Annotated in this window: 23 protein-coding genes; 8 read left to right on the top strand and 15 right to left on the bottom strand. The window is 67.1% G+C overall.

From position 1 onward, the window contains the following. Positions 1 to 129: 129 nt before the first annotated feature. Together BG61_RS06615 and BG61_RS06610 are read left to right on the top strand one after the other, a co-directional pair. Positions 130 to 1,041 carry a YihY/virulence factor BrkB family protein gene (locus BG61_RS06615; RefSeq protein ID WP_035930876.1) on the top strand — a complete coding sequence of 304 codons (912 nt, stop codon included), beginning with the start codon at positions 130 to 132 and terminating at the stop codon, positions 1,039 to 1,041. Between the two features lie 83 nt (positions 1,042 to 1,124). After that, the gene (locus tag BG61_RS06610; RefSeq protein WP_035930877.1) at positions 1,125 to 1,973 is read left to right on the top strand and encodes a DMT family transporter; all 849 of its coding nucleotides are present in this window, start codon (positions 1,125 to 1,127) and stop codon (positions 1,971 to 1,973) included. Positions 1,974 to 2,032: 59 nt separating this feature from the next. Here the strand turns inward: BG61_RS06610 and BG61_RS44625 are convergent, their stop codons facing one another. Beyond that, positions 2,033 to 2,161 carry a hypothetical protein gene (locus BG61_RS44625; RefSeq protein WP_267908539.1) on the bottom strand — a complete coding sequence of 43 codons (129 nt, stop codon included), beginning with the start codon at positions 2,159 to 2,161 and terminating at the stop codon, positions 2,033 to 2,035. Positions 2,162 to 2,594: 433 nt separating this feature from the next. Between BG61_RS44625 and BG61_RS06605 the strand changes: the two genes are divergently transcribed. Beyond that, positions 2,595 to 3,428: a hypothetical protein gene (locus BG61_RS06605; protein WP_035930878.1), complete on the top strand. Its 834-nt coding sequence runs from the start codon at positions 2,595 to 2,597 to the stop codon at positions 3,426 to 3,428. Next, on the top strand, positions 3,388 to 4,527 hold the full coding sequence (locus BG61_RS06600; RefSeq protein WP_081867995.1) for a GGDEF domain-containing protein: 1,140 nt from the start codon (positions 3,388 to 3,390) through the stop codon (positions 4,525 to 4,527). Before BG61_RS06605 ends, BG61_RS06600 begins: the two co-directional genes overlap by 41 nt. Positions 4,528 to 4,542: 15 nt before the next feature. Here BG61_RS06600 and BG61_RS06595 read toward each other — a convergent pair whose 3' ends face one another. Both BG61_RS06595 and BG61_RS06590 read right to left on the bottom strand, forming a co-directional pair. Continuing rightward, a complete protein-coding gene (locus tag BG61_RS06595; RefSeq protein WP_051672328.1) occupies positions 4,543 to 5,499 on the bottom strand; it encodes a recombination-associated protein RdgC in 957 nt (318 codons plus the stop codon). A 69-nt stretch (positions 5,500 to 5,568) separates the two neighbouring features. After that, positions 5,569 to 6,468, bottom strand: a complete 900-nt coding sequence (locus BG61_RS06590; RefSeq protein ID WP_035930879.1) for a DMT family transporter — start codon at positions 6,466 to 6,468, stop codon at positions 5,569 to 5,571. Positions 6,469 to 6,579: 111 nt separating this feature from the next. On the opposite strand from BG61_RS06590, the gene BG61_RS06585 reads away from it, so the two are divergent. Together BG61_RS06585 and BG61_RS06580 are read left to right on the top strand one after the other, a co-directional pair. Continuing rightward, complete coding sequence (locus BG61_RS06585) at positions 6,580 to 7,071, top strand: Lrp/AsnC family transcriptional regulator (RefSeq protein ID WP_035930880.1); 492 nt, start codon at positions 6,580 to 6,582, stop codon at positions 7,069 to 7,071. Between the two features lie 134 nt (positions 7,072 to 7,205). Continuing rightward, positions 7,206 to 7,523, top strand: coding sequence for a hypothetical protein (locus BG61_RS06580; protein ID WP_035930881.1), 318 nt, complete (start codon positions 7,206 to 7,208; stop codon positions 7,521 to 7,523). Between the two features lie 92 nt (positions 7,524 to 7,615). Here BG61_RS06580 and BG61_RS06575 read toward each other — a convergent pair whose 3' ends face one another. After that, a complete protein-coding gene (locus tag BG61_RS06575; protein ID WP_035930903.1) occupies positions 7,616 to 7,795 on the bottom strand; it encodes a hypothetical protein in 180 nt (59 codons plus the stop codon). Positions 7,796 to 8,039: 244 nt separating this feature from the next. Between BG61_RS06575 and BG61_RS06570 the strand changes: the two genes are divergently transcribed. Together BG61_RS06570 and BG61_RS06565 are read left to right on the top strand one after the other, a co-directional pair. Further along, complete coding sequence (locus BG61_RS06570) at positions 8,040 to 9,434, top strand: selenium-binding family protein (protein ID WP_035930153.1); 1,395 nt, start codon at positions 8,040 to 8,042, stop codon at positions 9,432 to 9,434. Between the two features lie 19 nt (positions 9,435 to 9,453). Next, the gene (locus BG61_RS06565) at positions 9,454 to 10,089 is read left to right on the top strand and encodes a hypothetical protein (RefSeq protein ID WP_035930156.1); all 636 of its coding nucleotides are present in this window, start codon (positions 9,454 to 9,456) and stop codon (positions 10,087 to 10,089) included. 14 nt (positions 10,090 to 10,103) lie between these two features. Here the strand turns inward: BG61_RS06565 and BG61_RS06560 are convergent, their stop codons facing one another. The 11 genes from BG61_RS06560 to BG61_RS06510 form a co-directional block, all read right to left on the bottom strand. Further along, positions 10,104 to 11,291, bottom strand: a complete 1,188-nt coding sequence (locus BG61_RS06560) for a porin (RefSeq protein ID WP_232256099.1) — start codon at positions 11,289 to 11,291, stop codon at positions 10,104 to 10,106. 82 nt (positions 11,292 to 11,373) lie between these two features. Next, positions 11,374 to 12,888, bottom strand: coding sequence for an aldehyde dehydrogenase family protein (locus BG61_RS06555; protein ID WP_035930158.1), 1,515 nt, complete (start codon positions 12,886 to 12,888; stop codon positions 11,374 to 11,376). Between the two features lie 18 nt (positions 12,889 to 12,906). Continuing rightward, positions 12,907 to 13,368 (bottom strand): c-type cytochrome, encoded by a 462-nt coding sequence (locus BG61_RS06550; RefSeq protein WP_035930160.1) that lies wholly within the window; start codon positions 13,366 to 13,368, stop codon positions 12,907 to 12,909. Continuing rightward, positions 13,365 to 13,841, bottom strand: a complete 477-nt coding sequence (locus BG61_RS06545) for a c-type cytochrome (protein ID WP_035930162.1) — start codon at positions 13,839 to 13,841, stop codon at positions 13,365 to 13,367. Before BG61_RS06545 ends, BG61_RS06550 begins: the two co-directional genes overlap by 4 nt. Then, a complete protein-coding gene (locus BG61_RS06540) occupies positions 13,838 to 14,359 on the bottom strand; it encodes a methylamine dehydrogenase light chain (protein WP_035930165.1) in 522 nt (173 codons plus the stop codon). The genes BG61_RS06545 and BG61_RS06540 overlap by 4 nt, the downstream gene beginning before the upstream one ends. A gap of 96 nt (positions 14,360 to 14,455) precedes the next feature. Further along, positions 14,456 to 15,091: a methylamine dehydrogenase accessory protein MauD gene (gene mauD / locus BG61_RS06535; RefSeq protein ID WP_035930166.1), complete on the bottom strand. Its 636-nt coding sequence runs from the start codon at positions 15,089 to 15,091 to the stop codon at positions 14,456 to 14,458. Then, positions 15,088 to 15,639: a MauE/DoxX family redox-associated membrane protein gene (locus tag BG61_RS06530; protein WP_035930606.1), complete on the bottom strand. Its 552-nt coding sequence runs from the start codon at positions 15,637 to 15,639 to the stop codon at positions 15,088 to 15,090. Before BG61_RS06530 ends, mauD begins: the two co-directional genes overlap by 4 nt. 10 nt (positions 15,640 to 15,649) lie before the next feature. Continuing rightward, positions 15,650 to 16,807 carry an amine dehydrogenase large subunit gene (locus tag BG61_RS06525; RefSeq protein WP_035930170.1) on the bottom strand — a complete coding sequence of 386 codons (1,158 nt, stop codon included), beginning with the start codon at positions 16,805 to 16,807 and terminating at the stop codon, positions 15,650 to 15,652. A gap of 142 nt (positions 16,808 to 16,949) precedes the next feature. After that, positions 16,950 to 17,891, bottom strand: a complete 942-nt coding sequence (locus tag BG61_RS06520; protein ID WP_035930172.1) for a helix-turn-helix domain-containing protein — start codon at positions 17,889 to 17,891, stop codon at positions 16,950 to 16,952. A 125-nt stretch (positions 17,892 to 18,016) separates the two neighbouring features. Then, positions 18,017 to 18,682, bottom strand: coding sequence for a helix-turn-helix transcriptional regulator (locus tag BG61_RS06515; protein WP_370818062.1), 666 nt, complete (start codon positions 18,680 to 18,682; stop codon positions 18,017 to 18,019). A gap of 23 nt (positions 18,683 to 18,705) precedes the next feature. Next, positions 18,706 to 19,698, bottom strand: coding sequence for an ornithine cyclodeaminase family protein (locus tag BG61_RS06510; RefSeq protein ID WP_035930186.1), 993 nt, complete (start codon positions 19,696 to 19,698; stop codon positions 18,706 to 18,708). Positions 19,699 to 19,764 lie beyond the last annotated feature (66 nt).

The raw sequence follows: 19,764 nt of genomic DNA, 5'->3' as shown, positions 1-19,764 counted from the left end.
ACATCGACAGCGTGCGCGGCGCTCGCCGCCACGCGAGCCGGCATGGCCGCACGGCATCGCTCCCTTCGCACAGCCGCCGTCACCACGCGGCCCGCGAGCGGACCGGCTTCGCGGCGCGGCGGAGAACTCATGCGCAACCTGTTCGGCCCGAATGTCGAGAACATCGCGAAACATCCCGGCGCCTTCATCCTGCAGACGCTGAAGGCGTTTCGCGCCAATCAGGGCATGCTGCTCGCGGGCGCGGTCGCCTACTACGCGCTCTTGTCGATCGTGCCGCTCCTGATTCTCATCGTGATCGCGCTCTCGAACCTGGTCGGGCAGCAGACCCTCCTCGACACCCTCGCCCGCCTGCTCGAATGGCTCGTGCCGGGGCAGGCCCGCGCGATCGTGCGCGAGCTCGCGAACTTCCTCACGCATCGCGCCGTGATCGGCTGGCTGCTGCTCGTCACGATGATCTTCTTCAGCTCGCTCGCGTTCACCGTGCTGGAGAATGCGATGTCGGTGATCTTCGTGCACCGCGTCGCGATCCGGCGGCGCCATTTCCTGCTCTCCGCCGTGCTGCCCTACTGCTACATCCTGTGCCTGGGCGTCGGCCTCCTGATCGTCACGTTCGTCTCGAACGGCCTGCAGGCGATGGGCGCGAGCAGCATCGACCTGTTCGGCGCCTACGTGTCGCTCAAGCGATTTTCGGGCGTGCTGCTCTACCTGCTCGGGCTCGCGGGCGAAATCTTCGTGCTGACGTCGATCTATCTGGTGATGCCGGTGGGGCGCCCGTCGCTGCGACACGCGCTGATCGGCGGCGTCACGGCCGCGCTGCTGTGGGAAATCACCCGGCATGTGCTCGTCTGGTATTTCGCGACACTCTCGCAGGTGAGCGTCGTGTACGGCTCGCTCACGACGGCGATCGTCGTGCTCTTCAGCCTCGAGGCGCTCGCGACGCTGTTGCTCTTCGGCGCGCAGGTCATCTCCGAATTCGAGCGTTTCGGCGCCGCCGCGGGCAAGGCGGCGTCCGAGCCGCCCGAGCCGTTCAGGACCGGGTAGGTTTCGCCGCAGGTGGACTACAGTAGGAGCGTGGCACGCCGTCCCCGCCGATTCACTCCATTCCGCCCGTTACCCCACGCCCCATGCCGCGCACGCGAATCGCCCTCCTGACGGTGCTCGCCATGCTCGCCTTCGCGGGCAATTCCCTGCTCTGCCGGCTCGCGCTAAAAGGCACCGCGCTCGACGCATCGACCTTCACGCTCGTGCGCATCGCGGCCGCGGCGCTCGCGCTCTGGCTCATCCTGCGCGTGCGCGGCGGCGGGAGCGGCGTCGCCGGCAACTGGACGTCGGCGCTGACGCTTTTCGTGTACGCGGCCGGGTTTTCCTTCGCCTACGTGCGCCTCGCGGCGGGCACCGGCGCGCTGCTGCTCTTCGGCGCCGTGCAGGCGACGATGATCGGCTACGGCCTCGCGAGCGGCGAGCCATTGCGCATCGGGCAATGGGCGGGGCTCGTGCTGGCGCTCGCGGGGATGACGTGGCTGGTGCTGCCGGGGGTGTCGGCGCCGCCGCTGCTGTCGTCGGTGCTCATGCTGGGCGCGGGCGTCGCCTGGGGCATCTATTCGTTGCGCGGACGCGGCGCGGGCGAGCCGGTCGTGACCAATGCGGGAAATTTCTTGCGCGCGGTGCCGTTCGCGGCGGGGCTGAGCACGCTTACGCTCGCGCAGTTTTCGTTCGATGGCACGGGTTTCGCCTGTGCCGTGGTCTCGGGCGCGGTGACGTCGGGCGTGGGCTACGTGATCTGGTACGCGGTGGTGAAGCACCTGAGGGCGGCAACGGCGGCCTCGGTGCAACTGAGCGTGCCGGTGATCGCGGCACTTGGCGGGATCGGACTGCTCGGCGAGCCGCTCAGCGCGCGGCTCGTGGTGGGATCGGCGGCGGTGCTCGGCGGCATCGCGCTCGTCGTGGCGGGCCGGCAGGCCGCGAAAGCCTGATGCCGGCCGGGTGCGCCGTCAGGGCGGCGGACGGCGAGCGGGCGCCGCCCGTGTGCGCCTTATCGCGCGCGGCGGCCTTGCAGGATGCGCTCGCACATCTTGTCGTGAAAGGCGAGCCCGTACTTGAAGTCTGCATATTGGAGACGCACGAAGTCGGCAACGCGGGCGATGAGATGGGACATGATCATGGGAAACTCCGGCTAGCTAATAAGGGATTACCCTAATCATACCTATCCGTATGCTGCAACGCAACACCCGGTCAATTCGCGGGCCGAAACCGTTTCTTCGACGGTCATCCGCCCGGGGCGTCTCTGTGCATGCGGCAGGTCGACGAAAATGGCTGTTCCGGCTGTTCCAATACGCGCGTTAATGCAGATTGTCTGCGATGACGCCGCGAGTTACATTGTCGCGGCACCCTCGTCACGGTTGAAACACGCGGGGTGCACCGGCAGGTTTTGTCAGACGAACCGCCGGTTTCTCTTCAGCCGGACGGGTCGCGCAGCGGGCACTGGCGGCTTTTCACGATGTCTCGGCTGACGCTCGCACGGGGTGGCGGGTAAAGTCTTCAGTTACCCGCCGTTATGCCGCCAGGTCTGACGAAACGATTCGGAGAGCGCTGCCATGTTCAGACATGCCGAGCTGCCGACATCGGGTGCCGCGAGCCCGGATGCCGACATCGACCTCGTCCACGACGATCTTCCCCCCCACGCGCCCCGGCGCTTCGGCCGGCTGGCCCTGTGGATCGCTTCGGCGAGCGCGCTCGGCATAGGGGTGGCGGGTACGGTCGGCTACAAGGTCTGGTTCAACCAGGATCAGCGCGCGTACGTGGAAGCGATGGCCATTGCGCGGCAGGAACTCGGCATCACGCAGGCGACGCTCGCAGCCCAGACGCTTTCGACTGGCATCGTCGAGCCGACGCAGGCCTATATGCCCGGCGAGGCGCCGTCCGCGCTGGGCGCAACGGGCGCGGCGCCTTATGCCGCGGCCGAACCCGCTCCTGCACCGGGCCTCGCGGCACTTCCCGCACAGACCGCCGCGCAAACCGCCGCGCAGATACCGGATCCGCTCGCGCCCGTATCGACGGCGACCGCCGCGATTCTCGCCGCCGCCGAAGCGGCTCCGTCGGCTCCGTCGGCTGCGCCTGCGACGCCCGTGGCGCCCTCCGCCGCGGCCGTCGCGGTCGCAACGGCCCGTCCTGCCCCGACCGCCCCGCCCGCCCGGACCACGCAAGCGGCGCGACGTTCCGCCCGCATGGCGAGCGCGAGCCCGAACCCGCAGCAGGCATCGACCCGGGCGAGCCGGCAAAACCCGGCCGTCTCGCAGAACCGGCGTCATCCGGCGACGCACGCCAAACCGGACGAGAGCCTCTTCGCCCGCATGGGTTCGTTCTTTCACCGCGTGAGCTATCGACAGAATGGCAACTCGAGCCAGCGAGACGAATATTCCCGTCCGTGAGCGCAGCCGCGCGCCGCGCTGGATCGCGGCGCAGCTGCGCAAGCCCGGGCCTGCGCCGATGGCCGGCGCGTCGCTCGTTTGCCTGCTGATCGGCCTGCTCTTTCTCGCGTTTCAGGTGAAGGCGATCTTTTCGGCCCAGCTGGAACAGGAATACATCAGCCTCGTGCTAGAAGCCGTGGACCGCGCCGAGAGCGCCCGCAGCGCGGCGATCGCGTGGCAGCCGCCCTCGGGCGACGCCGGCTCCTATCCCGATGGCTACCGGCGCGCGCGCGTCGAGCTTGCCGCGCGGCTCGCCACGCTCGATGCGCTCGTGAACGCGAGCCCGTCACGCGCCCCGCCGCTGCCGAGGGCCGTGCTGTCGCCCGCGGCGGGCTTCGATGCCGCGAGTACGGCGCTCGATACGGCGTCGGCCTACTGGCGCGCCGAACGCGAGCGCGTGAGCGCCGCGATGCGCGCGCGCATCTCGCGCGTGGCGGACACGCTGATCGTGCTGTCGGCGATCGTGTTCGGCGTGCTCGTCACCGCGCTCGGCATGTACGCGAAGCGCAACCGCCAGCTCGCCGGCATGTCGCACGAATTCGAATACGCCGCGCTGCACGACGCGATGACCGGCCTGCCGAACCGGCGCAAGCTCTTCGCCGCGCTCGGAGAGACGGCGGCGCGCTCGCACGGCGTGCCGAGCCCCGGCAAGATCGCCGTGCTGTACATGGACCTCGACGGCTTCAAGCGCGTGAACGACACGTTCGGCCACCGCATCGGCGACGAATTCCTGATTGCGGTATCGAAGCGCTTTCGTGAATCGGTGCGCACGGGCGACGTCGTCGCGCGCATCGGCGGCGACGAGTTCGCCGTGCTCGTGCGCACGTTCGCAAGCGACGCCGAGCTGAGCACGATCGCGCAGCGGCTCATCGCGTGCGTGTCGCAGACCGACGAGCAGATGGGGCTTGGCGTCGTGCGGGCGAGCATCGGGATCGCGAGCTTTCCGGACCGCGTCGCGGATTACTGGCGGCTCGTCGCCGCCGCCGACGAAACCATGTACCAGGTCAAGCGCAACGGCAAGAACGGCTTCGCGTTCGCCGTGCGCCCGGCCTCGGAGTGAGGGCGGCCGGCGGCATCAGGCCGCCGCCTGCTGCAATGCCCGGCTCGCATCGTGTGCTCCGCCCGCCTCGTTCATCTCGTTCAGCTCTCCGCCGAGCGCCTCGACGAGATCGGCGAGCATCCGCGCCAGTTCCCCCGCCATCAGCACGACATCCGATTCGAAGCGCTCGTCGTCGTTCTGCGCGGTGGGGTCGGCGGCTTCCTTGAGCACGTCGAGCGCCGCCACGCGCTTGATGGCAAGCGAAGGCGTCAGCACGAACGACACGCGGTCGTTCCACGTCATCGCAAGACGCATGCACTGCTTGCCCGCCTCGATGTGGCGGCGCATGTCCTCGGCGTCCAGTGCGTGTCCGACATAGCGCACCGTGGCGTTGCCCTCGCCGCTCGACCGCAGCTCGGTGTCCTGGTCCAGCGTGAAGCCCGCGGGGGCGTCGCCCGACAGGAGCCAGTCCGTCATCGCCGAGACGGGGGCGCGCGCAACGCGCACGCCCGAAACCGGCAGCGCGCCGACGGACTTGACGAGGAGGCCGAGGACGTCGTCGGCGAGCGTCTGCGACGCGGCATCGATCACGAGCCAGCCGTTCACCGGATCGATCCACACGCGCGTATCGCGGCGGATGCTGAATGCGCGCGGCAGCAGTTCGTCGGTGACCTGCTCCTTCAGTTCGCGCAACTGCTTGCGCCCCGGCTTGAAGCCCTGCTGCTCCTCGAGTTCGAGGGCGCGCGCCTTCGTGACCTGATTGACCACCGACGCGGGCAAAAGCTTCTTCTCCGCGCGAAACACGAGCAGCATCTGGCGATGCGTGGAATAGACGAGCGCGCCATCATCGCGCGGCGACGCCCAGCCCTGCGCCTGCATCTCGGCGGTGCTGCCCGGCGCGAACGCGTGCGGCGCGAGCCACTGTTCCATCTGATCGGGCGTGACGGCCCAGTGAGCCGGAAGACGATGAAGCTGAAGATTCTTGAACCACATGGGGAGCGCCTGCGACAAAGCGCGCCATTCTATCCGAGCGCGGCGCATCCCGAAACCCGTGCGACCGCTTCAGCCTGCCGGCGCCCGCCGCGCCGGCACGATGCGCCAGCCGAGATTCACGCCCGCCGCCGCGAGCAGGATCAGCGCGGCGCCCGCCACCTGCGGCCACGCGAGCCGCTGGCCGAAGGCGATCCAGTCGACCGCGATCGCCACCACCGGATAGATGAACGACAGCGCGCCCGTCATCGCGGTGGGCAGCTTCTGGATCGCGCCGTAGAGCAGCACGTACATGAGCCCCGTGTTCACCACGCCGAGCACGACGAGATCGATCCAGCCCGATGCGCTGGCGGGCAACTGGTCGAAGCGCACGAACGGCGCGAGCATGACGATGCCGAGGCCCACGTGAAGCATCGCGATCAGGTGCGGCGGCGTGCCCTTCAGGCGCTTGGTGATGATCGACGAAATGGCGTAGAGGAGCGCGGCGCCGAGCGCGAACGCGATGCCTTCGAGATATTGCCCCGGCACGGCGAGCACCGCGGGCTCCACGCGCACCACCATGACGAGCCCGATGAAAGCGACCCCGAGCCACGCGATCGCCGACATCGTCACGCGCTCGCGCAGCACGAGCACGCCGAGCGCGACGAGCATGAACGGCTGCGTGTTGTAGACGGTGGTCGCCATCGAGATCGAGGCGCGCGAATAGGCGGCGAAGAGCAGCACCCAGTTGCCGACGATCGCGACGCTCCCCGCCGCGACCAGGAGCAGCATGCGCCACGAAAAGAGCTGCCGGCGCAGCATGCCGAGCGCGGCGCACACCACGAGCAGCGTGGCGCCGCCGAACACGCAGCGAAAGAACACCACGTTGAACGGCGTCTGCCCGGAGGACACGACGAGCCAGCCGATCGTGCCGGACATCAGCATCGCGAGGCTCATTTCGATTGCGCCGCGGCGCGTTTCATCTGTGGTCATGGCGGTCTTGACGCGTGGTTCGATGCGATTCAGTTTATCGGCACCGGCGGCCCGAAACCATGCCTAAACTTAGGCAAGCGCGCGCTTTTACCTTCCGTTTTCAAGCTCATCATGCCAAAAAGCCTTTCCCTCCCGCCCGGCGTCGCCACGATCGACGACATCGACCGCGAACTGATCGCCGTTCTCGCCGACGACGGCCGCATCGCGGTGAGCGAACTCGCGCGGCGCGTCGGCCTGTCCGCGCCGAGCACGGCGGAGCGCATCCGGCGGCTGGAGTCGCAGGGCGTGATTCAGGGCTTCGCCGTGCGCATCGATCCGCGCGCGCTCGGCTACACGCTGCAGGCGATCGTGCGCGTGAAGCCGATGCCGGGGCAACTGCATCTCGTCGAAGAGGAGATCCGGCGCATTCCGGAATTCGTCGAATGCGACAAGGTGACGGGCGACGACTGCTTCATCTGCCGCCTCTTCCTTCAGTCGATCGAGCATCTCGACGCGATCCTCTCGAAGATCACCGAGCGCGCCGAAACGAGCACGGCGATCGTCAAGGCAACGCCGGTCGCGCGCAGGCTGCCGCCGCTCTCCGTTAAGACCCGTTCGTCATGAAGGATGCCCGGCTTATGACCGCGGGTAATGCGCAAGGGGGCCTGCGGGGCCGCGCGGCCTCTCGCGCGGTGCGCATCTGTCCGCGCGCGAGGCAACAGCGCTAAACTTGAGGGCGAAACACCAGGAGAAACGCCATGCCCGACATCGACGCCAATCGCACCTTTCGCGGGCTTCCCCTGACCGCCGAGCAGGACGCCGAAGTGCGGCACTACATCAAGAAGAAGAAGCAGCACGGCGAACCGTGGGATACCCCGGAACTGCAGGCGATGCTCAAGGACATGCTCGAACCCCCGCCGGAAGACGATCTCGTCGACGAAGACTCCGACGACGAAACCCGCGCGGCGGCCGAACGTGCGTCGGCTTTCATCGACGAGACGATGGACCCGATCGAAGCCAGCGAGGAACTGCACGCCGCGATGGAAGCGGAGGTCATGAAGGGGCTCAGGCGCTAGCGCAAGCGGACGCTGCGCCCGGCGCGCCCCGGAAAAAACAACGCCGCCGGCGTGGCGCGGCGGCGGGTCGAGCGGGCAGCGCTCAACGGCGCTCAGTGCCTGTGACGCATCCACCAGTCGCGAAGCGGATGCGTGTCCAGCCAGCGCGCCTTCGGTGCGGCTTCGGTTTTGCCTTGCGCCTTCAACTCGCTCCTGCGGCGGGTGATGAGCACGGCCGCAATACAGAGCACCACGACGATACCAACTACCAGGCTGATCATCGACTCGGTCATGGCAGCCTCCTCCGAGGTCAGGACCATGCTTACATTTTAGGTGAGCGTGAAATTAACTCCAGCCGCACCGGCGCATTTATTGCAGTTCCGCCGCGAGAGCGGCGCCCGCCCCTCCCGCCCGCTATTCAGCACCGTACTAACCCGCCTCGCCGCACCGCCTGATTCCTGAATTGTCCGGGCCATGGACCCGCGCATCCGGGCCGTGTGTCCTATAGTGCAAGCACCACGCAAGCGGAGACGAATCATGGCGACATGGAGACCGGACCCCAGCTTCTACCCGTCACCGCGGCTGGCCGCGAAAGCGCCGCCCGAGACACTCGCCTACGTCGCCACGTTCGATCCACAGCGGCAGCAGCCCGACGCCCTCGCCGTCGTGGACGTCGACCCGCAGTCGGCAAACTACACGCAGATCGTCGGCCAGGTGCCGATGCCCAATATCGGCGACGAACTGCATCACTTCGGCTGGAACGCGTGCTCGTCGTGCCTGTGCCCGAATGCGCCGCATCCGCACGTCGAGCGGCGCTATCTGATCGTGCCGGGCCTGCGTTCGTCGCGCATCCATATCCTCGATACGCAGCCCGATCCGAAGCAGCCCAAGATCGTCAAGGTGATCGAGCCCGCCGAACTCGCGGAGAAGACGGGCTACACGCGGCCGCACACGGTGCACTGCGGCCCGGGCGGGATCTACGTGACGGCGCTCGGCAACGCCGAAGGCAAGGCGCCCGGCGGCGTGCTGATGCTCGACCAGCAGAGCTTCGATCCGCTCGGACGCTGGGAGGTCGATCGCGGCCCGCAGCAGCTCGCCTACGACGGCTGGTGGCATCTCGCCTACGACACGCTCGTCACGAGCGAATGGGGCACGCCCGACACCTTCGAGGACGGCCTCGTGCCCGAAATCCTGCTCGGCGCGAAATACGGCCGGAAGCTGCACTTCTGGGACCTGACGCGGCGCAAGCACCTGCAGGAAATCGACTTCGGCGACGAGTACCAGCTCGTCTTCGAACTGCGCCCCGCGCACGATCCCACCAAGCCCTACGGCTTCGTGAACTGCGTGATCAGCCTGAAGGACCTGTCGTCGTCGATCTGGACCTGGTATCGCGACAAGGACAAGTGGGCCGTGAAAAAAGTGATCGACATTCCCGCCGAACCCGCCCACGCCGATCTGCTTCCGCCGCTCCTCAAGGGCTTCGGCGCGGTGCCGCCGCTCGTCTCCGACATCGATCTCTCGATGGACGACCGCTTCCTCTATGTGTCGTGCTGGGGCACGGGCGACCTGCTTCAGTACGACGTATCGGACCCGTTCGCGCCGAAGCTCACGGGCAAGGTGCGCATCGGCGGAATCGTGTCGCGCGAGACGCACCCGGGTGCGAAGAACGGCAAGCTGAACGGCGGCCCGCAGATGGTCGAAGTAAGCCGCGACGGACGGCGCGTCTATTTCACGAATTCGCTGTACGGCGCGGTGGATACGCAGTTCTACCCCGAGGGCATCGACGGCTGGATGGTCAAGCTCGATGCCGACCCCTCGGGCGGGATCGCGGCCGACAAGAACTTCTTCATCGACTGGCCGAAGGGACACCGGCCGCACCAGATCCGGCTGCAAGGCGGCGATTGCTCGTCCGATTCGTATTGCTACCCGTAACCGGCGCGGCACTGCGTTCATGGATACCGCATCGGCCACGCTCTGGGCCAGCGCCGCCGGCCTCGGCGCCTTCCACGGCGTCAATCCGGCGATGGGCTGGCTCTTCGCCGTCGCGCTCGGGCTCTACGCGCACAGCCGTCGCGTGGTGCTGCTCTCGCTCGTGCCGATCGCGATCGGGCATGCGGCGTCGGTCGCGCTGGTGCTCGCCGGCGTGCTCACGCTCGGCTCGCTCGTCAATCACACCTACCTGAACCGCGGGTGCGGCGCGCTCCTGATCGGCTGGGGCGTGTGGTGCGCGATGCGCGGGCATCGCGGCAGGCCGGCGGTCGGCATGCGCACCGGTCTCGCGGGGCTCGCGCTGTGGTCGTTCGTGATGTCGAGCGCGCATGGCGCCGGATTCATGCTGATCCCGGCGCTCCTGCCGCTGTGCACCGGGAGCGGCGCCGGCGGCCGAATCGCCGCCGGCGCGCTTCCGCTCGGCGCGATCGCGCTGACGATCCATACGCTCGCCATGCTCGCCGTGATCGCGGCGATCTCGATGATGGTCTACGGACGCGCGGGCGGACTGGGTTTCCTGCGCACGGGCTGGATCAACGTCGATCTGGTGTGGAGCGCAGCGCTCGTCCTGTGCGGCCTTGCGCTGCTCGTCATGTGACGCGAAGCGCGCCGTCAGAAGTTGTGCCGCACGCCGAGGCTCACGGACAACTGCCGGTCGCTGTTCGAGTTCGGCAGGTTCGGGATCTGCGCGTAGTTCGCGGCCGCCCCCGTCACCGGATCGATGCCGATGCCCGCCCCTGTCGCCTTCTGCATGATCGCCACGCCATAGAGCGCCGTGCGCTTCGAGAGCGCGTAGTTCGCGCCGAGGTTCACCTGGTGAAATCGCGTCGACGACCCGCCGTCCACCTTGGCGACGTTGTAGATGTACGCCGCGCCCAGCTGCAGGAACGGCGACACCGCATACGTCACGTTCAGCTCGCCGATATCGAAGCCGACGTTGCGGCCGTTCGGCTGCGCACTCGATGCGAAGTAGCGGCTGTGATCGAGCAGGCTGTGCGTGTAGGTGAGCGCAATGGTCGCCGGTCCGATCGCGTAGGACGCAGCCGCCCCGTAGGCCTTGAGGGCGTCGGCGTTCTGCAACTGGCAGTAGAGCGCCGACGGGTTGCTGCACGCAAAGTCGCCGATGTAGCCGGTGCTGCCGCCCAGCGCGGCATCGAGCGGGTTGCGCAGGTTCAGGTAACCCGCGCTGAACGACACCGGCGCGCGCGCATAGGTCGCGGCAAACGAATAGCCGCGGTTCTGCGCGAAATCGCCGGCGATGCCGCCGAGGCTGTACGTGCCGCCGAGCGTGAAGCCGTTCCAGTCCGGACTCACATATTTGACAGCGTTGTTGAAGTTGAACGCCTCGTTGAGGTTGTCGACGTCGCCGATGTGCGAGCCGTAGAGCGTCGCCCAGTTGTTGCTCGACACGTACGGCCCGAGGAAGTCGGAATACGAGTCGTACTGGCGGCCGAGCGACAGCGTGCCGAAGCCGTCTTTCGCGAGCCCTACCCACGCCTGCCGGTTGAACTGCGCCCCGCCCTGCACGAAGTTGCCCGTGCCCGTATAGAAGCTGTTCTCCAGCATGAACGTGGCCCTGAGCCCGTCGCCGAGATCCTCGACGCCCAGCAGGCCCCAGCGCGACGGCACCAGATTGCCGCCCGTGAATTGCCAGCCGTGTCCCGAGCCGACAGTGCCGTCCGCGCGCGTGAACTGCTGGTTGGTCGTGTAGGTGAGCCCCGCATCGACGCTGCCGTAGAGCGTCACCGAACTCTGCGCGGATGCGCACGTCGAGATGCCGAGCAGCGCCGCCGCGGCGATGCCGTACCTCGCGTTGCCTCGTGCGGAGCGTCTTGCGGGTTGTCTTGCGGGGCCTCTTGCAATACGCACGATCGGATGGTCCTTACGCATGATTGATCAGCACCGATTTCGTCTCGGTGTACATGTCGAGCGCCGCGCGGCCGAGTTCGCGCCCGAAGCCCGACTGCTTGAAGCCGCCGAACGGCACGGCGTTGTCGAGCAGCGAATGGCAATTGACCCACACGGTGCCCGCCTTGATGCGCGGGATGAGCTTGTGGACCTGTGCGAGATCGTTCGACCAGATGCTCGCGCCGAGGCCGTAGGGCGTGTCGTTGGCCTGCTTCACGACCGCGTCGGTATCGCTGAAACGCATCGCGACCAGCACCGGCCCGAAGATCTCCTCGCGCACGACACGCATCGAATGATCGGTGTCGACGAGCACCGTCGGCTTCACGAAGAAGCCCGTGCCGTCGCCGCGCGCACCGCCTGCGATCGCACGCGCGCCTTCGGCGTGGCCCGCGTCGATGTAGCCCAGCACGCGATCGAGCTGGCGCGCCGAGACGAGCGGCCCGATCTGCGTCGACGGATCGAGGCCGGGCCCGAGCTTCATCGAATCCGCGATTGCGGCCACACGTTCCATCACGCGGTCGAACACCTTCTCGTGCACGTAGACGCGCGAGCCCGCCGTGCACACTTGCCCCGAGTTGAAGAAAATCGCATTGGCGACGCCCTCCGCTGCCCTTTCGATGTCGACATCCGGCAGCACGATCACCGGCGACTTGCCGCCGAGTTCTAGCGACATGCGCGTCATGTTGTCGAGCGCGGCGTGGCCGATCGCCTTGCCGGTCGGCGTCGAGCCGGTGAACGCGATCTTGTCGAGGCCCGGGTGCTTCGCGAGCGCGGCGCCTGCGGTCCTGCCGTAGCCGGTGATGATGTTCACGACACCGGCCGGAAAGCCCGTCTCCTGAAGCAGTTCACCGAGGCGCAGCGCCGAGAGCGGCGTATCCTCGGCGGGCTTCAGCACCACCGTGCAGCCCGCCGCGAGCGCCGGCGCGAGTTTCCATGCGGCCATGAGGAGCGGGAAGTTCCACGGAATGATCGCGCCGACCACGCCCACGGCTTCCTTCCTCGTATAGCCGAAGTACGCATTCGACGGGCTATAGGGAATCGACGCATCGACGGTGCTGCCCTCGATCTTCGTCGCCCAGCCCGCCATGTAGCGAAAGCACTGCGCCGCCATCGACACGTCGAGCGCTTCGGCCACCGCCGCCGACTTGCCGTTGTCGAGCGCTTCGAGCTCCGCGAATTCGCGAGCGTGCGCTTCGATCGCATCGGCGGCGCGGAGCAGCAGGCGCTCGCGGTCGGTCGGCTTCATGCGCGACCAGGCGGAGTCGTCGAAGGCGCGGCGTGCGGCGCGCACCGCGAGGTCCACGTCGCGCTCGCTCGCGCCCGGCACGCGGCACAGCACGCTGGCGTCGGCGGGATTGATCACGTCGATCGTTTCGCCGGTCTCGCTCTCGCGCCACTCGCCGTCGATCAGCATGCGCCTGGGCGCGGCAATGAACGCGCGCGTCGAATCGAGCATCGCGAGCGGATGCTGGGTGTTCTGGTCCGTCATCGTGTCTCCTCTTCTTTCCTAGTAATGTTCAGGGACGGCTGTGATGCCGTTCGCCTGCAGTCTTTTCACGAGGCCCGCGCGCGTCTTCGCGACGTCGGTGAGCGCGGGCCTCCGGTGCGCCGCTATTTCTTCCGCGGTGTAGGGCCTGAACGCGACGGGGCGTGTTGCCGGATTCATCGTGTCGAGCACCCAGTTCAGTACGTTGGCGAGCTCCGCGTCGCTCAAGGCCGAGTTGGCCGCGCCCGGCACGCGCATCACGAACTCGCGGCCTTCGGGCATGCCGACGAAGTGGCCGAGTGAATTGCGCAACGCCGGCACCTTGCCCGGAATGCCCGAGCCGTCCGCCGTGTGGCACCCCATGCAGTTGAGCACCCAGCCCTCCTTCGCGCGGGCCGCGTCGTAGCTCTCTGCATGCGCGAGCCCGGCCATGTCCGCGGCGAGCGCCGCCACGGCGGCGAGGGCGACGGCGGCCCGCTTCATAGCCCGAGGCCCTTCACGACGCCCTCGCGGCGCTGATGCACCGCGGATGCATCGACGGGCGCCGCGCGCAGCGCCTTGATCTCGGCGGCATCGAAAGGCTTCGCGTTGCCGTGCTGCGCGTTCAGATCGAACACGACATAGTTCAGGACGTCGGCGATTTCCGCGTCGGAGAGCGAGGCGAACGCGGGCATCTTGAAGTTGTAGTTCTTGTCCTTGACCTTGATCGGCCCGAACATGCCCGAAAGCAGCGTATGCCCGAGATGCTTGCGGCCATCGTCGGAACCGGCGTACTTGCCCGGGTACTCGACGAGCGGCGGCGCGAGCCCGTCCATGCCCTTGCCGCCCGCCTGATGGCAGACGACGCACTTGCCGTCGAAGGTCGCCTTTCCGCCCGCATACTGCACGGCCTGCGCGCAGGCGAACGACGAGCCGCATGCGAGCGCCGCGGCCATTAACGTGTTGACGAGTCTCATTGCTTCGTTGCTCCCAGCAGCACCGACACCGAGCAGTGGTAATTCGAATTGCCGTTTGCCATGCACCAGTTGATGTCGTTGTTCAGCGAGAGCTTGTAGAGCGGCTTCTCGCGTTCGTTGCGATTGCAGAAGCAGCGCCCGCATGTCGTCTTGCCGCAGCAGTCGTTGTACGAGACGATGTAGTCCGAGCCGTCGTGCGGATTGCGGCACGTGCCGATCCAGGTGATCGGCGAAGGCGTCGTGCCCGGCGGGCAACTGCTCGACGTGCCCCCGCAACAGCTGCAGAGCCATCCGTCGATCGCGCAGTACTTCCAGTAGTCGCAGCTCGTCGGGTCGTCGGTCTTGGATGCGCCCGGCTTCTTCGGCTCCGCCGCATAGGCGGTCCGGTCAACGGGCAAAAGCGGCACCATCGCCGAGCCCACCAGCGCCTTGCCGAGCTTGGCCATCGCGCTGCGCCGCGAGCTGCGCTGCGCGACGCCTCGCGCCGAGTGTTCAAAAAAAGAGTCCAGCCATTTCATAAACGCCGTCCTGTTCGCTCATTGATCCATGTGTGAAAGCCGCGCATGTCTTGTGCATGCATCCCGTGCATGCATTGCGCGTGTCTTTGTCATTCGTTACGCGTGACTTTCGTGCTGAGCGTGCGGTGCATGCCCGTGGCTTTCGCCGTGCACGAATTCCTGAAGCGATGCGACGCCCCGCTCCTTCGCTTCGAAAAGGCTCTCCAGATGCTCGCGCGTATTCACGAGCCCCTTCGCACGCACGCGACCTTCGTCGTCGAGCAGCACCGCGTAGGGCAGCTTGCCGATCTGATAGGCAAGGCCCAGTTCCTGCGACAGTACATAGGGGAACTGCGCGAGACCGGTCTTGCGATAGAACGCGGCGTGCTCCGTGATATCGCCGTCGCTTGCGAGCACGATGTCGGTCGGCGTTTCGCGCGACTGGATCGACGGCAGGAGTGGCAGCAGCTTCTTGCAGACGGGGCACGTCGGCGAGAGGAAGAAGACGAGCGTGTTGCGCCCGCCCGCCGACATGCCGCCCACCTTCACGGCGCGCCCGGCGAGGTCCATCAGTTCGAACGACGGCGCGAGCGTGCCGACGGCCGGTCCCTTGTCGATCATCAGGGCACCGGCGGGCATCATGCGTTCATAGAGAATGCCCACCTGGCGAACGAGTGCGAGACAGATCGCGCCGAGCGCGAGCAACGCGGCCCACGAGAGCGCGGTGGAAATGATCAGGGCGGTTTGCATCATGAGTTCCTCAGGGATTCGAGCTTGGGAAGATTGGCGAGCAGCATGTCGAGCGTGAGCATCGCGGCGACCGCGCAGAGCGTGCCGGCGGCGGCGGTGAAATAGTCGAACCAGACGATCGGGCGCGGGTCCTGCGTGACGAGCGCCGCCGAGGCGACCGCGGCAAGCACGGCCACGCGGGCCACGTGCCACCAGCCGATTTTCTTCGGCGCTTCGCGCGTGGAAGCCGTGAAGCCCGCGCAGCCGCAATCGATATCGGTATTGCCGCGCACGACGTTGATCGCGAGCGCGGTGCCGAACACGGCGAAGAGCGCGATCACGACACAGGCCGCCGCGAGACGCGTCGCCGGGAACAGCAGGCCGACCGCGCCGAGCGCTTCGAGCGCGGGGATCGCGTAGGCCACCGGCGTCAGCGCGAACGGCGGCAGCAGGTGGTACGCCGCGAGCGTGTCGCTGAACTTCGCGGGCTCGCGCAGCTTGGCCGCGGCGCCCAGCAGCACGACGATCGCGATCGTCGCGAGAGAGACCATGAGAATGACGGGATCGAGCATGGCGGCCACCTCAGGGATTGACGAGCAGCGTCGAAGTCGAGCCGAGCTGCTTCTCGACATGCTTGCGCTTGCCGGTCTGCGCATCCATCACGACGAGATCGGATGTCGGCGTGATGCCGTAGAAGAGCGGACGATCGTCGGTGCTGACCTGGATCGCGATCAGCGGATCGACCTTCTGCTTCGCGAGATCCCAGCGCGCGATGCGCTTTTTCGTCGTCGTGTCGAAGACCCAGACTTCGGTGGCCGGGTCCTTGTGCGAACCGTCGACGCCCTTGTGCATCGCGACGTAGAGCCGGTGGCTCTTTACATGCAGCGCCGTCTGCTGCAAGCCGCCCGGCCGCCATCCCGCCTTCTTCTCCTGCGCGCTCACGAGCGGCCAGGCATCGCCGAACACGGGTGCTTCACCGGAGAAATCGGCGGTGCGCACGCTGCCGAGATAGGTCGTGAACCAGTACCGGCTGCCGTCGCGCACCGCGTTCACGAAGGCGGGATCGTTGTCCACGTCGATGAACGCGTCGGAGAGCTTGCGGCTCTTTTCCTTGCCCGCCGCATCGACGGTGACGGTGAGCGCCTTGCCGCTTTCGCACAGCGCGGAGAAGCGGTCGTTGCCGCTCGGATACGCGAGCACGCAGCCGTCCGTGTCGATTTCGCCGAGCACTTTCTTCGCGGCGGTATCGATGACGGTCACCGAGGTCGACGGCGTGATGTTCGCGACGTACAGCAGGCGCCCGTCGTCGGAGAGCGCGGTGTTGTACGGCGACGGCACGTGCTGGCCGTGCTTCGGCGCGATCACGATCTCGCCCGTCACGTCGAGCGTGCTGTTGTCGATCAGCTCGACCACGTCGGTGCGCGCGCCGTGTCCGCCGCGCGAGAAATAGGTCGTCGCGACGTAGCTCGTCTTGTGGTCCGGCGAGATCGCGAAGCCCGGGCCGAAGCCGGCGTCGATCTGGCCGAGAAACCGGTTGCTGTCTGCGTCGAACACGTGCACGCGGGCGTCCGTCATGCTCGAGAACGAGATGTCAGGGACGAAAACCTGGTGCGGGCTGTAGGGCGGGACTTTGGCGACCGTCAGTTCTTCGGGCTTCTCCGCTGCGTGCACCTGAATCTGGCACGCGAGCACACCAGACAATACCGCCGCCATCGAGGCGGCCAGCCGTCTGCGCTTCATCGTTTCTCCTCCGTCTGTGTCTATCGTGGACAGACTCTAAGACGAGGAAAAAAGATGGTCGCTCCAGGAACGGCAAAGCGTCGTTGCCGATTTGGGATAGCCGAAAGTCGGGTGAAAGAGAGATGCGCGAGCTCGGGCGATGCTAGAGACGCCGCGCCGTTTGCGACGGCAGCTCGCCGAACTGAGCCTTGTAATCGCGCGCGAAATGGCCGAGATGCGTAAAACCCCAGCAGGCCGCGGCTTCGCTCACGGGCACGTCGCTCTGTCGCGACGCGAGCAGAAGGCGCCTTACCTGCGCGAGACGCACCGAACGCAGGTAGTTCGCGGGATTCGTCTGAGCAATGGATTGAAAGCTGTTTTGAATAGTGCGGCGGCTTACGCGCAGTGCGGAACACAGATCGAATATCGACACCGGCTCTTCCGGGCTCGCGAGCACGAGCTCGTGGCTGCGCCGCACGATCTCGCTCTGGCAGGCGTGCGTGAGGCGGTTCGACTGGCCGGGAACGTGGTAGGTGATGAGATCGAGGATGCCCTCCGCGACGTCGTGCGCGAAGCGGCGCTCGGCCTGCGCGTTCCCGAGCAGCGCCGGTTGCGCGAGCACGCGCTCCATCGTCTCGACGAGGCGCCGGCCCACGCGCATGCCGGCTGCGCGCGGAATGTCGATGACGTCGCGGTAAAAGAGATCGTCCTCGACGTCGATGCCCGCCGCATCCGCGACCATCCGCAGCACGCCCGGGTCGATCGCGACGCCCACGAGCGACATGTCCGCCGGCGAATGCAGCATGAACTCCTTCGCGCCCGCGGTGATGACCATCGCGTCCTGGTCGAGTCTCGCGCCGCGAAACGAAAACGGCGCGCTGCCGCCCAGCGCGAGCCCGAACGTGGTGTAGCCGGCAGGCAGCGCGCCGCGCTGGACCACGCGCACGTTCGCCGCCTCCTGGAACACCTGCACGCCTTCCACGGCAACCTGCTTGACCGCGCTCTGGAACACGCCCGCGCCGATCTGGTCGTAGCGCTGCTCCCAGCCGCGAAGCGCCGCGGCGTGCCGGTCCGCGTCGTTGAAAACCTCGTGGTTGACGTACACGGCGCCTCCTTTTATGTGTGAATGCGTCTCTCGCGCACACGCAAGGATAAACCGGCCACGCGGATGGTCAACCAGATTTCAAAATTGGCGCCGCATTGGCGCCTGGCGCCGCCGGGCACCGTGCCTTACATTCCCTGCTTCATCTCCCGCAGATGCTTGTACACCGTCGCGCGCCCCATGCCGAGCACCTTCGCGACGTAATTCGCCGAACTCTTGCCCTTGAACGCGCCCTCGGCGTGCAGGGCTTCGACCAGTTCGCGCCGGTGCTCGCGCGTGAGCGAGTTGAGCGCGATCTGCCGCTCCCGCAGCCAGCCGTGGAGGAACGTGTTGATGCGCTCCTGCCAGTCGTCCTTGAAGAGCTCGACCGGCTGCGCGACGACACCCGAGCCACGCAGGAACAGATCGAGCGTCGAGCGTATCTCCTCGAACGCCGCGATGTTGAAGTTGATGCACATCACGCCCGCGGCCTGTCCCGCATCGTCGAAAAGCGCCGTGCTTACGCAGCGCATCCGGCGGCCGTCCCAGTTCACTTTCTCGTAGGGACCGAGCAGCTTGTCGCGGGTCGTTTCCTCGACATCCTCCAGCGCCGATTCGTCGCCTACCTCGCGCTTCGACAGATTGTTCGACAGGTACGCGACGGTCTGATCGGTCAGGTCGTGGATCACCACTTCCGCATAGGGGAAAAACAGCCTGGTGATGCTGTCGGCGATATGCGCGTAGCGCTCGAGGAGCGCGGCGCGCGCGGGCGGGTTCTTGGCCGGGGACTTGCGTTTTCGCATCGCAGTGGACATGAGAGGCGGTAAGCGGTGGTCGATCATACAGCGCGCGGGCCGCGCGCAAGCGCATGCAGATGCGCGTAGAGCGCATGCGCGACGGCGATGTCCTCGAGCCCGAGTCCGATCGAGCGGAACAGCACGTGACGATCGTACGAGGGCATCGGGCACGCACCGTTCGCGAGTTCGGCCAGGTCGCCGCGAATCGCCTCGGGCGACCAGTCGTGCTGCTCCGCCGCGATCAGCATCTCGCCCGCGCTGCCCGGCGTGGTGCGCCGATAGTCGCAATAGACGTCGAGCCGGGGCAGCGCCGCCGGATCGACTTCGTGAGCCCGCGCGACGTTCGTGCTGATCGAAGTGACGAGCGCGGGCCTGGTGAGATCGTCGAGCGAGAGGACAGGCGTGCCCGACGACGTGCAGAGCATCACGACATCGGCATCGCGCACGCAGTCGGCCACCGACTGCGCGATCGTGACGCGCGGATCGGCCGCGAGAACATCGGCCTCGCGCGCCGCGCTGCCGCAAAGCGCAGGCGAATGAACGCGAATGCTCTCCCACGCGCGCAGCGGCGCGGCGTGCCGCACATGGGCGAGCGCGAGCGCGCCGGAACCGATCACGGCGAGCCGCGTGCTCGTGCTCGCCGCCAGATATCCGATGGCGAGCGCGGTCGTGCCGGCCGTGCGCTCTGTCGTGAGGAGCCCGGCATCGCACCACATCAGCGGCTTGCCGGTGCGCATCGACATCAGCGCCGTCCAGGCCGTGATCACCGGCGCACCGGCCGTCGCGATGTACGGCGAGAGCTTCGCGCCGAACACCTCTTCTTCTGCAAGCACGCCGAGATACGTGATGAAGTCGCCCGCCTGCTGCGGGAACAGCGTGAGCGTCTGCGGCGGCTGCACGGCGGCGCTGCGCCCGAGCGCGCCGAACATGCGCGCGAGCGCACCGCGCACGTCGAGCGCGGGCAAGGCCGCGCGCACCTGCGCTTCATCGGCGACGAGCGGCGCGGATTCAGCGGAATTAAGTAAATCGTTCATGTCCGGAACTCCTCGATTCGGTGTAGACATTTTTGTCCATTCTAGACTTTTATTTTATTTATGGTC

It is taken from the genome of Caballeronia glathei (genome assembly GCF_000698595.1).
GTDB lineage: Bacteria > Pseudomonadota > Gammaproteobacteria > Burkholderiales > Burkholderiaceae > Caballeronia > Caballeronia glathei.
This window is presented reverse-complemented; position numbering and strand designations above follow the sequence as displayed.